Source organism: Janthinobacterium sp. SUN176 (assembly GCF_030587335.1).
In the GTDB taxonomy this organism is placed as follows: Bacteria; Pseudomonadota; Gammaproteobacteria; order Burkholderiales; family Burkholderiaceae_D; genus Janthinobacterium; species Janthinobacterium kumbetense.
Map to the genome: position 1 here is coordinate 287,009 of NZ_JAPWIA010000001.1, position 14,016 is coordinate 301,024.

Annotated in this window: 12 protein-coding genes; 7 read left to right on the forward strand and 5 right to left on the reverse strand. The window is 62.4% G+C overall.

Annotated features, from left to right (window positions below; all coding sequences use genetic code 11):
• The first annotated feature begins 205 nt into the window (after window positions 1–205).
• From hemC to O3299_RS01435, 4 genes are read left to right on the forward strand one after another with little or no spacing between them, the layout of a single operon-like run.
• The gene (gene hemC / locus O3299_RS01420) at window positions 206–1,210 is read left to right on the forward strand and encodes a hydroxymethylbilane synthase (RefSeq protein ID WP_099664820.1); all 1,005 of its coding nucleotides are present in this window, start codon (window positions 206–208) and stop codon (window positions 1,208–1,210) included.
• The gene (locus O3299_RS01425) at window positions 1,203–1,985 is read left to right on the forward strand and encodes a uroporphyrinogen-III synthase (RefSeq protein WP_305061336.1); all 783 of its coding nucleotides are present in this window, start codon (window positions 1,203–1,205) and stop codon (window positions 1,983–1,985) included. The genes hemC and O3299_RS01425 overlap by 8 nt, the downstream gene beginning before the upstream one ends.
• Window positions 1,982–3,130 (forward strand): uroporphyrinogen-III C-methyltransferase, encoded by a 1,149-nt coding sequence (locus O3299_RS01430; protein ID WP_077401782.1) that lies wholly within the window; start codon window positions 1,982–1,984, stop codon window positions 3,128–3,130. Before O3299_RS01425 ends, O3299_RS01430 begins: the two co-directional genes overlap by 4 nt.
• A 4-nt stretch (window positions 3,131–3,134) precedes the next feature.
• Entirely contained in the window at window positions 3,135–4,331 is a 1,197-nt protein-coding gene (locus tag O3299_RS01435; RefSeq protein WP_071653290.1) for a heme biosynthesis protein HemY, read from the forward strand.
• 108 nt (window positions 4,332–4,439) lie between these two features.
• Here O3299_RS01435 and O3299_RS01440 read toward each other — a convergent pair whose 3' ends face one another.
• Window positions 4,440–6,869 carry a membrane-bound PQQ-dependent dehydrogenase, glucose/quinate/shikimate family gene (locus O3299_RS01440; protein WP_305061337.1) on the reverse strand — a complete coding sequence of 810 codons (2,430 nt, stop codon included), beginning with the start codon at window positions 6,867–6,869 and terminating at the stop codon, window positions 4,440–4,442.
• Window positions 6,870–7,493: 624 nt separating this feature from the next.
• Here O3299_RS01440 and ppa point away from each other — a divergent pair.
• Window positions 7,494–8,036, forward strand: coding sequence for an inorganic diphosphatase (gene ppa, locus O3299_RS01445; protein ID WP_034786159.1), 543 nt, complete (start codon window positions 7,494–7,496; stop codon window positions 8,034–8,036).
• A gap of 52 nt (window positions 8,037–8,088) precedes the next feature.
• Here the strand turns inward: ppa and O3299_RS01450 are convergent, their stop codons facing one another.
• Window positions 8,089–9,222, reverse strand: coding sequence for a GNAT family N-acetyltransferase (locus O3299_RS01450; protein WP_305062938.1), 1,134 nt, complete (start codon window positions 9,220–9,222; stop codon window positions 8,089–8,091).
• A 90-nt stretch (window positions 9,223–9,312) separates the two neighbouring features.
• Here O3299_RS01450 and O3299_RS01455 point away from each other — a divergent pair, with 90 nt between their 5' ends.
• Both O3299_RS01455 and O3299_RS01460 read left to right on the forward strand, forming a co-directional pair.
• Window positions 9,313–10,929 (forward strand): NAD+ synthase, encoded by a 1,617-nt coding sequence (locus O3299_RS01455; RefSeq protein WP_305061338.1) that lies wholly within the window; start codon window positions 9,313–9,315, stop codon window positions 10,927–10,929.
• Window positions 10,930–10,970: 41 nt separating this feature from the next.
• Window positions 10,971–11,309 (forward strand): P-II family nitrogen regulator, encoded by a 339-nt coding sequence (locus O3299_RS01460; RefSeq protein ID WP_034758685.1) that lies wholly within the window; start codon window positions 10,971–10,973, stop codon window positions 11,307–11,309.
• A 215-nt stretch (window positions 11,310–11,524) separates the two neighbouring features.
• On the opposite strand, the gene O3299_RS01465 is transcribed toward O3299_RS01460, so the two are convergent.
• From O3299_RS01465 to trxB, 3 genes are all read right to left on the reverse strand, one after another.
• Entirely contained in the window at window positions 11,525–12,154 is a 630-nt protein-coding gene (locus O3299_RS01465; RefSeq protein ID WP_034786156.1) for a trimeric intracellular cation channel family protein, read from the reverse strand.
• 123 nt (window positions 12,155–12,277) lie between these two features.
• Window positions 12,278–12,952 (reverse strand): Smr/MutS family protein, encoded by a 675-nt coding sequence (locus O3299_RS01470; protein ID WP_305061339.1) that lies wholly within the window; start codon window positions 12,950–12,952, stop codon window positions 12,278–12,280.
• A 7-nt stretch (window positions 12,953–12,959) separates the two neighbouring features.
• On the reverse strand, window positions 12,960–13,913 hold the full coding sequence (gene trxB / locus O3299_RS01475; RefSeq protein WP_034786153.1) for a thioredoxin-disulfide reductase: 954 nt from the start codon (window positions 13,911–13,913) through the stop codon (window positions 12,960–12,962).
• Window positions 13,914–14,016 lie beyond the last annotated feature (103 nt).

The following is a 14,016-nucleotide window of genomic DNA, read 5'->3' on the forward strand; positions in this document are numbered from 1 at the left end:
GGATCGCACCGGGCGTTTGGCCGCAGAGGGGAGGGGGCGCATGATAAAATTTGTGGTCTTCAACATGGACGCTAGCCTGACTTGGCCTTCTAGGCTAAGCGATAACGATTATAGCGACGCCAGGCGCCACCCGATACAAAATTGATATCAGACGGGCGAAATGGCAACGATAATGACAACGACAGCCACAGCGAAAGAACTTGTTTTGAAAGCATCCGAATTGACCCCGAACGAATTGAATATTCCTGCCCGCCTGGTGATCGCCACGCGCGAGAGCCGTCTTGCCATGTGGCAAGCTGAACATGTGCGCGCCCGCCTGGCCGCCCTGTATCCGCAGTGTAGCGTCGAAATTCTCGGCATGACCACACGCGGCGACCAGATTCTGGACCGCGCCTTGTCCAAGGTAGGCGGCAAGGGCCTGTTCGTCAAGGAGCTGGAAGTGGCGATGGAAGAAGGCCGCGCCGACCTGGCCGTGCATTCGCTGAAAGACGTGCCGATGGAGTTGCCGGAAGGCTTTGCCCTGGCCGCCATCCTCGAGCGCGAAGACCCGCGCGACGCGTTCGTGTCGAACGATTACGCCAGCCTGGCCGAGCTGCCGCACGGCGCCGTCGTCGGCACCAGCAGCCTGCGCCGCCAGTCGCTGATCGCCGCGCGCTACCCGCACCTGACGATTTTGCCCCTGCGCGGCAATCTCGATACGCGTTTGGGCAAGCTGGACCGTGGCGACTACGCGGCCATCATCCTGGCCGCCGCCGGCTTGAAACGCCTGGGCCTGGCGTCGCGCATCCGCGCCGTGCTGGCGCCGGAAGACAGCTTGCCGGCCGCCGGTCAGGGCGCCATGGCGATCGAGATCCGCAGCGGGCGCGCGGACGGCGCCGACCTGGTGCGCCTGCTGGCGCCGCTGAACCACACGGCCACGGCGCAAGCCGTCACGGCCGAGCGCAAGGTGTCGAAGATCTTCGGCGGCAGCTGCCAGATTCCGCTGGCCGCGTTCGCCACCGTCGAGGGCGGGCAGATGCGCTTGCGCGCCATGGTCGCCACGCCGGACGGCGCGCGCATGGCCAGCGCCGATGTTAGCGGTGCTGCCGGCGCGCCGGAACAGCTGGGCGAGCAAGTGGCCGAATTGCTGCGCGGGCAAGATGCCGCCGGCATCCTCGCCTCGTGCGCAGTCACGCCCGACAACCATGAAGGCCTGGCGCCGCATGCCTGACACCGTGGTGATCACGCGGCCCGCGGCGCAAGCGGGGCCGCTGGCCGCCCGGATCGCGGCGCTGGGCTTGCCCGTGCAACTGCTGCCGCTGCTGGAAATCCACGCGCTTGACGGCGCAGAGGAATGCGCGCGGCTGCAAGCCGTGCTGGCCCGCCTGCGCGATTACGACCTGGTGGCGTTCGTCTCGCCCAACGCCATCGATTGCGTCTTTGCGCATCTGCCCGCCTGGCCCCCCGGCCTGCCGCTGGCCGTGGTGGGCGAGGGCAGCCGGATGGCCCTGGGCGCGCATGGCGTCACGGACGCCAACGCGACCATCACGAGTCCGCTGGACACGGCGCGCAGCGACTCTGAACATTTATTGTTGGCGCTGGACTTGCCGGCCCTGCGCGGCAAGCGCGTGCTGATCGTGCGCGGCGATGGCGGACGCGATTACCTGGCCGACGGCTTGCGCGCGGCGGGAGCCAGTGTCGAGTTCGTTACGGCCTACCGCCGCAAGGTGCCAAGGCTGACGCCCGCCTTGCGGGCGACCCTGGAAAACCTGTTGCAGCATAATAATGACTGGATCATCACCAGCTCGGAAGCGCTGCGCGGCTTGCTGGCGCTGCTGGGCGAAATGGATGCTGAAAAGGCAGCTGTTGTGAAAATGCAACAGCAGCATCTGATCGTGCCGCACGCCCGCATTGCACAAACGGCGGCGGCCCTGGGTTTTGCCCGAGTCACCTTGACAGGATCAGGCGACGCAGGAGTGCTCGCCGCGTTACAATCACGACCATGAACGAAATGCCTACACTCTCCGAACCGAATGCAACGCCTGGCAGCGCCGTGAAGACGGCGCCGCAGGCGGCCGACCAACCTGCCGGCCGCGCGCCGACCCTGCTGGAACAGCTGCAAAAGCCCATGAGCATCGCCGTCATCGTGCTGGCCGTGCTGCTGGCTGCGCAAAGCTGGTCGACCAGCAAGCAGATCCGCAACCTGCGCGAAGAAGTGGCCAAGCGCCTGCAAAAAGGCGATGTCAGCAATGCCGAAACGGGCGTGCTGGCGCGCAACGTGCAAGAAGGCACGAAAGAGCTGCAAATCAAGGTGGGCGCGCTGGAAAACCGCCAGAGCGAAACGCAAAGCCAGCAGCTTGCGCTGGAACAACTGTACAACGACTTGTCGAAGAACCGCGACGAGTGGGCGCTGACGGAAATCGAGCAAGTGCTGTCGACGGCCAGCCAGCAGCTGCAACTGGCCGGCAACGTGCCCGGCGCGCTGATCGCCCTGCAAAACGCGGACCGCAGCCTGTCGCGTTCCGACAAGCCGCAATTCATCACCATCCGCCGCGCCATCGGGCGCGACATGGAAAAATTGAAAGCCCTGCCCAGCGTCGATTCGACGGGCGTGGCCCTGCGCCTCGACGCCGTGATCGCCCAGGTCGACTCGCTGCCGATGCTGTCCGACGAAACCCCGGCCTTGCCGGCCGCACCGGAAAAACCGGGCAAGGCCAAGCCCGTGCGCGATGCGAGCGGCAAGCTGATGGGGCCGCCTGCGCCGGAACCGCTGCTGCAAAAAGTGCGCGACGGCTTCAATACCTGGAGCGGCGACATGTGGGCCGACGTGCGTCAATTGATACGCATCCGCCGCGTCGATACGCCGGAAGCACTGATGCTGTCGCCGACGCAATCGTATTTCTTGCGTGAAAACGTCAAGTTGCGCCTGCTCAATGCCCGCATGGCCTTGTTGTCGCGCAATGAAACGGCTTTCCGCAACGATTTGATCGCCGCACAGGATGCGCTGGCCAAGTATTTCGACACCCGCGCCAAGAGCACGCAGACGGCGCAAGCCCTGCTGCGCCAGGTGCAGGGCAGCAACCTGGCCATCGAAATGCCAACCTTGTCCGACAGCCTGACGGCTGTGCGCAACTACAAAGCGAAGTCCTGAGCCCATGCGTCTATTTCTCTGGTTACTCGCCCTGATGGCCGCGGCGATCGGTATCGCCGTGACGGCCCGTTTCAACCCCGGCAACGTGGTGCTGTTCTATCCGCCATACCGCATCGATTTGTCGCTGAATTTCTTCCTGCTGCTGCAGGTCGTGCTGTTCGTGCTGCTGTACCTGCTGGTGCGCGCCGTGCGCGCCACCGTGCGCATGCCGGCGCAAGTGGCGGCCTACCGCCAGCGCAAGCGTGAGCGCGACGGCAACAAGGGCTTGCGCGAAGCCTTGAAAGCCCTGTTCGAAGGCCGTTTCGGCCATGCCGAGAAGGCCGCCTTGCGCGCCGCCGAGCTGGAAGAGAACGCCGGCCTGGCCGCGCTGATCGGCGCGCGCGCCGCGCACCGCATGCGCCAGTCCGAACGCCGCGACAGCTGGCTGTCGCGCGTTGAAGGCGATGCCAGCCTGAAGACGGCCCGCTTGATGACGGTGACGGAATTGCTGGTCGACGACCACCAGCCGGAAGCGGCCCTGGCCGCCGTGCGCGAACTCAATGCCAGCGGCACGCGCCACATCCACGCGCTGCAATGGTCGCTGAAAGCCGAGCAGCAGGCGAAGAACTGGCCGGAAGTGCTGCGCCTCGTGCGTTCGCTCGACAAGCACCGCGCGCTACATCCGGCCCTGTCGTCGCGCCTGCGCGAACTGGCCTACGACCATCTGCTGTCCGACCCCTCGCATGACGCCGAGTCGCTGATGCGCGTGTGGTCCACCGTGCCAAGCGCCGACCGGGTCAAGCCGTACATCGCCTGCCGCGCCGCCACGGCCCTGAATGCGCGCGGCCTGCACGATGAAGCGCGCCTCGTGTGCGAAGAGTCGCTGGCCGCCGACTGGGACGAGCGCGTCGTGCGCGCCTACCGCGAAGCGGCGGCGCCAAGCGGCACGCCGGCCCTGCTGCTGCAGATCGAGCATTGCGAGCAATGGATGAAACAGCGTCCGCTGGATGCGGAACTGGCGCTGACCCTGGGTACCTTGTGCCTCAAGCAAAAACTGTGGGGCAAAGCCCAGCGCCACCTGGAGCAGGCTTTGTCGGATGCGAACGAGCCGCAAATGGTGCGCGACGCCCACCTGAAGCTGGCGCAGATGCACGACGCCCTGCAGCAGACGGAACAGGCTGCAGCGCATTACCGGCAGTGCGCACTGGCTACCATCCTGTAAGCCGTTTTGTAAGCCAATTGTCCAGACGTAAAAAAGCCGTTCAGTGCAGACTGAACGGCTTTTTCTTTGTGCGCACTCCATGGCGGAGTGCGCTGCTACCTGACTAACTTACTTCTTCGTTACCGCAGTGCCTTCCGGCAAGGCATACGCGACCAGGGTGTCGCTCATCTTCGTGCCCAGCGAACCGTGGCCGCCGGCCATGACGACGACGAACTGGCGTCCCGACTTGTTCGACACATAGCTCATCGGCGTAGCCTGGCCGCCGGCTGGCAGGCGGGCTTTCCAGATCACTTTGCCGTTGCTGACGTCGTAGCCGCGGATGTAGTAGTCGAGCGTGCTGCTGAGGAAGGTCACGCCGCCGCCCGTGGTGACCATGCCGCCCAGGCTGGGTACGCCCAGCGGCAAGGGAATCGGCACGGGGCCGCTGTCGCGCGTGGTGCCGTTCTTGTGCATCCACACTTTCTTCATGGTGCGCAGGTCGACGGCGGCCACATAGCCCCACGGCGGTGCCTGGCATGGGAAGCCCAGCGGCGACAGGAAGGCCTTGATTTCCACGGCGAACGGTACGCCCGTCTGCGGCTGCAAGCCCATTTCGCCACCCGTGCCGCCCTTGGCCGTCGTTTCCGCGCGCGGCACGAGTTTTTCCAGGAAGCCCATGTAGTCAGGGTTGACGATCAACAACTGGCGCACGGGGTCGATGGCCGCGCCACCCCATTCGAAGATGCCCAGCGGACCCGGCGAGATGACGGCGCCCTTGCCGGCCGTTTGCGGCGTGAACGGGCCTTCATAGCGGCGTTCCTTGAAGATGATGCGGCAAGCGAGCTGGTCGAACGGCGTGGTGCCCCACATGTCCGCTTCGCTGATATTGCGCTCTGGCAAGAAGGTCAGGGCCGAGAACGGCTGCGTGGGCGACAGGGTGTCGCCGGCGGCAGGATTGCTCGTCGGTACGGGTTTTTCCGGCGCCGGCACGACCAGGCTGCCGTCGCGGCGGTCGATCACGTAGATGTCGCCGCGTTTCGTCGTGGCAACAACAGAGGGCACTTTGCCCTTCGGCGTGTCGATGTCGACCAGGCTCGGCTGGCCGCCGATGTCCATGTCCCAGATATCGTGGTGCACGGTCTGGTAGACCCAGCGTACTTTACCCGTCGCCAGGTCCAGCGCGACGATGGCGCTGTTGAATTTCTCGCCATTCTTGTTGCGGTTGCCGCCCCAGGTATCAGGGGTTTCATTGCCCATCGGAATGTAGACCATACCCAGCTTTTCATCGATGCTGGCCACGCCCCACGAGTTGGGCGAGTTGTTGGTGTAGTTCTTGCCTTCAGGGAAAGGCGCCGTATCTTCCGGCGTGGCCGGGTCCCAGTTCCACATCAGCTTGCCGGTGACGGGATCGTAGCCGCGGATCACGCCCGATGGCTCTTCCGTCGAATGGTTGTCCGTCACGCTGGCGGCGATCACGGCCATTTTCTGCGAGACTGCCGGCGGCGACGTTGGCATCAGGAAACCGCGCTTGATCATGGCCATGTTTTTATACAGGTTGACGACGCCGTTGTTGCCAAAGCTCTTGCACGACTCGCCCGTATCGGCATTGACGGCGATCATGGTGCCGTCCATGGTCGGCGCCAGGATGCGGCGCGGGCATTCCATGCCGGCAGCTTCGGGAGCCGGATTGTTCTTCGCGCGGCCCGCGTTCACGTCCCAGTAGGCCACGCCACGGCAGATCATGTGCTGGTAGCTGGCCGCATCGCGGTTGATCTTTGGATCGTGGCGCCAGATTTCCTTGCCCGTGTCCGGGTTCAGGGCGATGACGATGTTGTGCGGCGTGCACAGGTACAGCATGTCATTGACCTTCAGCGGCGTGACTTCGTTGGCGATCTCGCCCGGGTCGTTCGGTCCCTTGAAGTCGCCCGTGTGATAGGTCCAGGCTTCTTTCAGGCCGGAAATATTGGCGGGCGTGATTTGCGCGGCCGGGGCATAGCGGTCGCCATAGCCGGAGCGGCCATACGCGGACCAGTCGTTGTGCTCGACGCCGGGCGCGAAATCGCCGGAGGCCGTGGCGGCCATGTTTTCGGCCGGCACGTCGCCATGCAGGTCATGGTAATCCTGGAACAGGGCGATGACGCCGGCGATGACGGTCAGGGCCACGGCGGCGGAGAGGGCCGTCTTGCCCGCTTGCGGCTGTTTCGCTGCGTCGGCGGGAGGGGCCAGGCGGCGGCTGACGAAGGGCAGCAGCAGCCAGACGGCGGCGGCAAACCAGATGTCCAGGCGCGGCAACAATTGCCACCAGTCGAATTTCACTTCAATGAGGGACCAGATGAGGGTGGCGAGCAGCAGCAGCGCCATGAACGGTTGCGCGCTGCGCTTGCCCTGGAATACCAGCGCGCCGGCGATCAGCATGCCTATACCGGCCAGCAAGTAGTACCAGGAGCCGCCGAGCGTGGCCAGCCAGATGCCGCCGCCCAGCAGGGCGAGGCCAAACAGAATGAAAATAACGCCGGTGACCTTTAATAAAGGACCGGGCCGGAAAGAGGGAATCATCATATTCCTTTTTGCAAGGATTTATCGGTGGCGCGTGATGCGCCATATTGAATTCAGGGAAGGCGTCGATTGCAGAATATACAAAGTTTGGAATCACCAGAATGTGACAGTTTATCAGAATTGATGATTGTCTTCCGGTAGCGCCATTTTTTGGCGGGGCTCTTGTTTGAATCAAATAAACGCTTCAAATAAGAACAAATATTATGCTGGATAACGGTGTTGCGGGGCTGGCAGGCCGCCTGGAGGGGGGAGGGCGGGGTGTCGCGCAATAATGCAGGGGCGCTGCGGAATGAATGAGAATAAAACTGTTGTTATAAGTGGCTGCAAAAAATGCAATGCGGATTATAATAACCATGCCTGGCGTGTGGCGATATTCAAATGAAAATACGCAGATATTCCATCGGCATTGATTCAAGGCGTCGGTAGTATTGCTTAGGTGTTTATACTTATTATTGCTGATGGTTTGTTTATTCTCTCGATGGCCGGCTGCGCGCGCCGGCGGGCCATGCACGCCACTGTTGCTGGCTGGACGCGCAAAACGCCGGCGGGCCGCTGCTGCATCGCACAAGCTGCCTGTACTTCGCTATAATTGCGCGGTTAAAACACAATCCGCTAATGAGGAACCCCATGAGTTTGAATAACGTCTCTTCCGGCCGCGATCTGCCGAACGATTTCAACGTCGTCATCGAAATCCCGATGAACGCCGATCCGATCAAGTACGAAGTCGACAAGGAAAGCGGCGCGATTTTCGTCGATCGCTTCATGGGTACCGCCATGCATTACCCGTGCAACTACGGCTACGTGCCGAACACCCTGTCGCCGGACGGCGACCCGGTCGACGTGCTGGTCATCACCCCGTTCCCGCTGATCCCGGGCGTGGTCGTGCGCTGCCGTCCTATCGGCGTGCTGAAAATGACCGACGAGTCGGGCGAAGACGCGAAAGTGCTGGCCGTGCCAGTCGACAAGGTCCTGTCGATCTACAGCCACTGGCAAAAGCCGGAAGACCTGAACGAACTGCGCTTGCGCCAGATCCAGCATTTCTTTGAGCACTACAAGGATCTGGAAAAAGGCAAATGGGTCAAGATCGACGGCTGGTATGGTCCTGAAGTGGCCAAGGAAGAAATCCTGAACGGCGTTGCCGCCTTCAAGACCGACGCCGCCAAAGCCTAAGAACACCCGGTAAGAAAAACGCTCCCCGCCTGCGATGGCCGGGAGCGTTTTTTTATGCGCGAAACGGGCTGTGCTCGTTCAATTCATCGAGGTAGGCATCGATGCCACCCCGTTCGCGCTCGAGGAAGCGTTGCACGGCGTCCGCAAAGGCCGGGTGCGCCAGCCAGTGGGCGGACCAGGTCTTTTGCGGCAGGAAGCCGCGCGCCATCTTGTGCTCGCCCTGGGCGCCCCCTTCGAAGGTGGCGATGCCGTTGGCGATGCAAAACTCCAGCGGCTGGTAATACGCCGTCTCGAAATGCAGGCAAGGCACGTGTTCGAGTGCGCCCCAGTAGCGGCCATACAGGGTGTCGGCCGTGTGGATCACCAGCGAGGCGGCAATGGCCCGGCCTTCGCGCTCCGCGATCACCAGGAGTATGTTCTTCGGCATGCTGAGGGCTATGCGCCGGAAGAAGTCCAGGCTCAGGTAAGGCGAGGAGCGGTGTTCCGCGTAGGTATTGCTGTAGCAGCGGTGGAACAGTTTCCAGTCGGCATCTGTCGCCTCCACCCCGCGCACCTGACGCATGACGACGCCCGCTTCCTGCACCTTGCGCCGCTCGGCGCGGATATTCTTGCGTTTCTTGTGTTCCAGGGTGGCGAGGAATTGCTCGAAATCCGTGTAGCCCGGATTGAGCCAGTGAAACTGCACGCCACTACGCATCAGGTAGCCGGCTTCCTCCAGCTGGCGCGCCTCGCTTTCCGGCGGGAACAGGATGTGGCAGGACGATACCTCGCTGGCTTGTTGCTGCGCCTGCAGGAAGGCCAGCAGGGCCGCGCGCGCCTGGCCATCGCGGGCCAGCAAGCGCGTGCCGCTGACGGGCGTAAACGGTATCGCGGACAGCAGTTTCGGGTAATATTCGAGACCATGTTGCTGATATGCATCGGCCCAGGCCCAGTCGAACACGTATTCGCCGTACGAGTGCAGCTTCAGGTACAGGGGCAGGGCGGCGGCCAGCACCTCGCCTTGCCACAGCACCAGGTAATTCGGTTGCCAGCCCGTGTCCGCGCTGGCGCAGCCGGACTCGTGCAGTGCGTGCAAAAAGGCGTAGGAAAGGAAGGGAGTGGCGTCCGCCTGGCTTGCCAGCAGTTCAGACCAGGCCGCTTCGCCAATTTCAGCCAGGGTAGTGACGATAGCCGTGCGATAATTCATTGTTGTAGTGTGCATTCATCACTCTCGGGGCGCCGCCATCGGCCTGCGCGCCCCTGTCTTGTTTAATAGAACGAAATATCCATCATCATCATGACAGTCAAAGTCGCAATTGCTCAAATGAATAGTACGGTCGGCGATCTGGCCGGCAACCGTGCCAAGATCTTCGATCTTTCCCGCCGCGCGTTCGAGGCGGGCGCCGATATCGTGCTCACGCCGGAACTGTCGCTGGTCGGCTATCCACCCGAGGACCTGTTGCTGCGCAATGCATTCTACGCAAAAACGCAGGAAGCGTTTGCGGGACTGGCTGCCGACCTGGCCCAGTTCAAGGATTTGCACGTGGTGGTGGGCTTGCCCCTGCAGGACGAGAAGGGCGTGCGCCACAATGCCGCCTCCGTGCTGCTGAACGGCGAAGTGCTGGGCACCTACCGCAAGCACGACTTGCCGAATACGACCGTGTTCGATGAAAAACGTTACTTTACGTCGTCCGACCAGGCTTTCGTGTTTGGCGTGAAGGGCGTGCGTTTCGGCATCAATATCTGCGAAGACACGTGGTTCGAGCATGCGCCGATGCGCGCCCGCGCGGCCGGCGCGCAAGTGCTGCTGGTGCCGAACGGCTCGCCCTACCACATGAACAAGCAGCATCTGCGCTATGAAACCATGCGCAAGAACGTCAGCGCGCAAGGCATGGCCCTCGTGTACGCCAACCTGGTCGGTGGCCAGGATGAGCTGATTTTCGACGGCGACTCGTTTGTCATGGATGCGGCCGGCACGATCTGCGCCCAGCTGCGCCATTTCGGGGAAGACTTGCAGGTCGTCGATTTCGACGGCGCCACCCCCGTATCGCAGCCGCTGGCCGCACCGTTGACCACCGAAGCGCAGGTGTACCAGGCGCTGGTGCTGGGCGTGCGCGACTATATAGGCAAGAACGGCTTCCCTGGCGTGCTGATCGGCATGTCGGGCGGCGTCGATTCCGCGCTGACCCTGGCCATCGCCGTCGATGCGCTGGGCGCCGACAAGGTGCGCGCCGTCATGATGCCGTCGCAATTTACGGCCGATATCTCGTGGATAGACTCGCGCGACATGGTAAAACGCCTCGATGTGCGCTACGATGAAATTCCGATCAAGCAAACTTTCGACGCTTTCCGCGCCACCCTGGCCGAGGAGTTCGCGGGACTGGCGGAAGACGCGACGGAAGAGAATATCCAGGCGCGCATCCGCGGCACCTTGCTGATGGCCCTGTCGAACAAGCATGGCAGCATCGTCTTGACGACGGGCAACAAGAGCGAGATGGCCGTCGGCTATTGCACCCTGTACGGCGACATGGCGGGCGGCTTTGCCGTGATCAAGGATATCGCCAAGACCCTCGTCTACCGCCTGTGCGCGTACCGCAACAGCGTGTCGGACGTGATTCCCGAGCGCATCCTGACGCGCGGACCGTCGGCCGAGCTGCGCGCCGACCAGCTGGACCAGGATTCCTTGCCGCCGTATGAAATACTCGACGGCATCATGCAGTTGTACATGGAAGAAAATCGGCCGATCGCCGACATTATCGAGGCTGGCTACCCGCCGGCCGACGTGGCGAAAATCACGCGCCTGATCAAGATCAATGAATACAAGCGGCGCCAGTCGCCGGTGGGCATCCGCGTCACGCACCGTGGCTTCGGCCGCGACTGGCGTTACCCCATTACGTCGAAGTTCTACGAGTAAGCAGCCATCTGTCCACAATCCAACAATTTTAAGGAGTAGCCATGAAACAGATTACCGCCATCATCAAACCATTCAAGCTCGACGAAGTACGCGAGGCCCTGGCCGATGTGAACGTGACGGGCTTGACCGTGACGGAAGTGAAGGGCTTTGGCCGCCAGAAAGGCCATACCGAGCTGTACCGTGGCGCCGAGTACGTGGTCGACTTCTTGCCGAAAGTCAAAGTCGAAGTGGTGGTGGACGACAGCGTGTCGGAACTGGTGGTCGATGCCATCATCAAGGCGGCCCGCACGGGCAAGATTGGCGATGGCAAGATCTTCGTGCGCGACGTGGAGCAGGTCATCCGCATCCGTACGGGCGAAACGGGTCCAGACGCCGTCTAGCACCAGCCATAAGCTACTGCGCGTCGTGCTTTGCGGCCTGCGATGCTCACCGTGCTTCAGCACGGTTGCGCTTCTTAGCCACAAATCGCTGCCGCTCGCTACGCTTCTGGCAGGCGCTATGTAGATGTTCTTCAGCAGACCGTAGGTCGGATTAGCGCCAGCGCGTAATCCGACATGAGTTGCTAATAATATTATGGATTACGCATCAGCACCGTTCAGCGCCCCAAGCGCATGTCGAATTTCCAGCATATCAGGCGCAGAATCGTGATGCCGCTGGCGCTGGTCCACAGCGCAAAGTCGTGCTCGGCGCCGAAGTGCATCTGCAATAAATAAGCCCAGCAGCCGAAAAACGCGCAGATGGCGTAGGGTTTGCCGTCGCGAAACACCATCGGCACTTCGTTACAGACGATGTCGCGCATCACGCCGCCGAAAATCCCCGTAATCACCCCCATCATCGAGGCAATAAAGATCGGCATGCCGGCGCGCATGGCTTCAGCCACGCCCGCGATGGCGAACATGCCCAGGCCGATGGCGTCGGCGATGACGATCAGGCGTTCCGAGACGATCTGGCGCAAATGCTGGATCAGGGGCGCGGCCGTCAGGGCCAGCACGAAGATCAAAATTGCGTATTCCTGGTGCGACACCCAGAACAGGGGCCGCTTGTCGAGCAGGATGTCGCGCAGGGTGCCGCCGCCGAATGCCGTGATGAAGGCCACGACGAACACGCCGACCAGGTCCATGCGCTTGCGGCGCGCTTCGATGAAGCCGGAAAACGCGCCCACCAGGATGGCGATGACCTCAATGATCTTGATCAGCGAGCCAGGCGGCAATTGGGGTGGCATCATGGGTGGAGCGCTTGAGCAGGAAATAATTGTCACAGGTTAACATGACACGGCCCCGAATGGTGACAAACGGGGCCGTGTGCAGTGCGGAACTGGTGACTGAATTGTAATTGCTTGCTGTCAAGCCTAGCGGATGGGCTGCAGCGCTGCGGAGAGCAGCACGACGAGGGCGCCATCGCCCCCTTCGGAGCGGCGCGCCTGGCAAAAGGCGATGACTTCATCCTTTTGCACGAGCCAGCTGTGCACCATCGATTTCAAGACCGGTTCCTGGCCTTTCGAGCCGAAACCCTTGCCGTGGATCACGCGCACGCAGCGCAGCTTGCGCCTTGTCGCCTGGTTCAGGAAGGCGCCGATGCCGTCGCGCGCCTCGTCGCGGCGCAAGCCGTGCAAGTCCAGCTCGTCCTGCACGGGCCAGTGGCCCTTGCGCATCTTTTTCACGACGTCCGGTCCCACGCCGGGGCGGGCGTAGTTCAGGGCGGGATCGTTTTCCAGATAATGGTCGACTTCGAACAAGTCCGACAGCGATTCGCGCAGCACGGCCGCATCGTCCTCTTCCGGCGACAGCTTGCGGGCCGGCTGCTGGGCCGCCATGGCGCCCGCCTTGGGCAGGCTGGGCACGTAGCGGTCCGATTCGGGCAGGCGCTTGACGCCGCCGATGCTGGCCTTGAACAGATTGCTTTCCACGGCCTGGACCTTGGCCTGTTGGGCGCGCGCCGCTTGCTCGGCTGCGCGCGCATCGGCCTGTTCCTTGAGCTGCTTGCTGACCGCTTTCAGGTCGGCAAAGTCTTTCATCGACGCCATGCGACGCTTACTCCTGGCCTTCCAGGTAGCGCTGGGCGTCCAGTGCTGCCATGCAACCCGTGCCGGCGCTGGTGATGGCCTGGCGGTAGATATGGTCTTGCACGTCGCCGGCCGCAAACACGCCCGGCGCGCTGGTGGCGGTGGCCATGCCTTCCAGGCCCGTCTTGGTCTTGATGTAGCCGTTGTGCATCTCCAGCTGGCCTTCGAAGATGCCCGTGTTCGGCTTGTGGCCGATGGCGATGAACACGCCATGCACGCTCAATGCTTCGACCTTGCCGTCGATGGTCGACTTGATGTTCAGGCCCGTCACGCCGCCTTCGTTGCCCGTCACTTCATCCAGAGTGTGGTTATATTTCAACACGATCTTGCCTTCGGCAACCTTGGCGTTCAGGCGGTCGATCAAGATCGCTTCCGCGCGGAACTTGTCGCGCCGGTGGATCAGCGTGACTTTATTGGCGATGTTCGACAGGTACAGCGCTTCCTCGACGGCCGTATTGCCGCCGCCGACGACGGCCACTTCCTGGTTGCGGTAGAAGAAGCCATCGCAGGTGGCGCAGGCGGACACGCCCTTGCCCATGAATTCCGCTTCCGATGGCAGACCCAGGTATTGCGCGGATGCGCCCGTGGCGATGATCAGGGTGTCGCACGTGTATTCGTGGCTGTCGCCCTTCAGGCGGATCGGTTTTTCATTCAGGAAAGTGGTGTGGATGTGGTCAAACACGATTTCCGTATTGAAACGCTCGGCGTGCTGCAGCAGGCGCTGCATCAGGTCCGGACCTTGCACGCCCATCGGGTCGCCTGGCCAGTTTTCCACGTCGGTGGTGGTCATCAGCTGACCGCCTTGTTCCACGCCGGTGACCAGCATCGGGTTCAGGTTGGCGCGGGCGGCGTAGACGGCGGCGCTGTAGCCGGCTGGGCCGGAGCCGAGGATCAAAACGCGGGCGTGTTTGGTAGTGGTCATAATGAGGCTTCTCTATGAGTGGGGTCTATCCGAATTGGGGGCATACGCGCGAAGAACAAGGGCGTATTGCGCTTGCGCAAGCAATCCACGATTATAGACCAAG

Coding starts and splice junctions, on each gene's coding strand:
- O3299_RS01430 (WP_077401782.1), top strand. CDS start 1,982: ATGAACGAAATGCCTACACTCTCCGAACCGAATGCAACGCCTGGCAGC.
- O3299_RS01425 (WP_305061336.1), top strand. CDS start 1,203: ATGCCTGACACCGTGGTGATCACGCGGCCCGCGGCGCAAGCGGGGCCG.
- O3299_RS01450 (WP_305062938.1), bottom strand. CDS start 9,222: ATGAATTATCGCACGGCTATCGTCACTACCCTGGCTGAAATTGGCGAA.
- O3299_RS01460 (WP_034758685.1), top strand. CDS start 10,971: ATGAAACAGATTACCGCCATCATCAAACCATTCAAGCTCGACGAAGTA.
- O3299_RS01435 (WP_071653290.1), top strand. CDS start 3,135: ATGCGTCTATTTCTCTGGTTACTCGCCCTGATGGCCGCGGCGATCGGT.
- O3299_RS01440 (WP_305061337.1), bottom strand. CDS start 6,869: ATGATGATTCCCTCTTTCCGGCCCGGTCCTTTATTAAAGGTCACCGGC.
- O3299_RS01455 (WP_305061338.1), top strand. CDS start 9,313: ATGACAGTCAAAGTCGCAATTGCTCAAATGAATAGTACGGTCGGCGAT.
- ppa (WP_034786159.1), top strand. CDS start 7,494: ATGAGTTTGAATAACGTCTCTTCCGGCCGCGATCTGCCGAACGATTTC.
- trxB (WP_034786153.1), bottom strand. CDS start 13,913: ATGACCACTACCAAACACGCCCGCGTTTTGATCCTCGGCTCCGGCCCA.
- O3299_RS01470 (WP_305061339.1), bottom strand. CDS start 12,952: ATGGCGTCGATGAAAGACTTTGCCGACCTGAAAGCGGTCAGCAAGCAG.
- O3299_RS01465 (WP_034786156.1), bottom strand. CDS start 12,154: ATGATGCCACCCCAATTGCCGCCTGGCTCGCTGATCAAGATCATTGAG.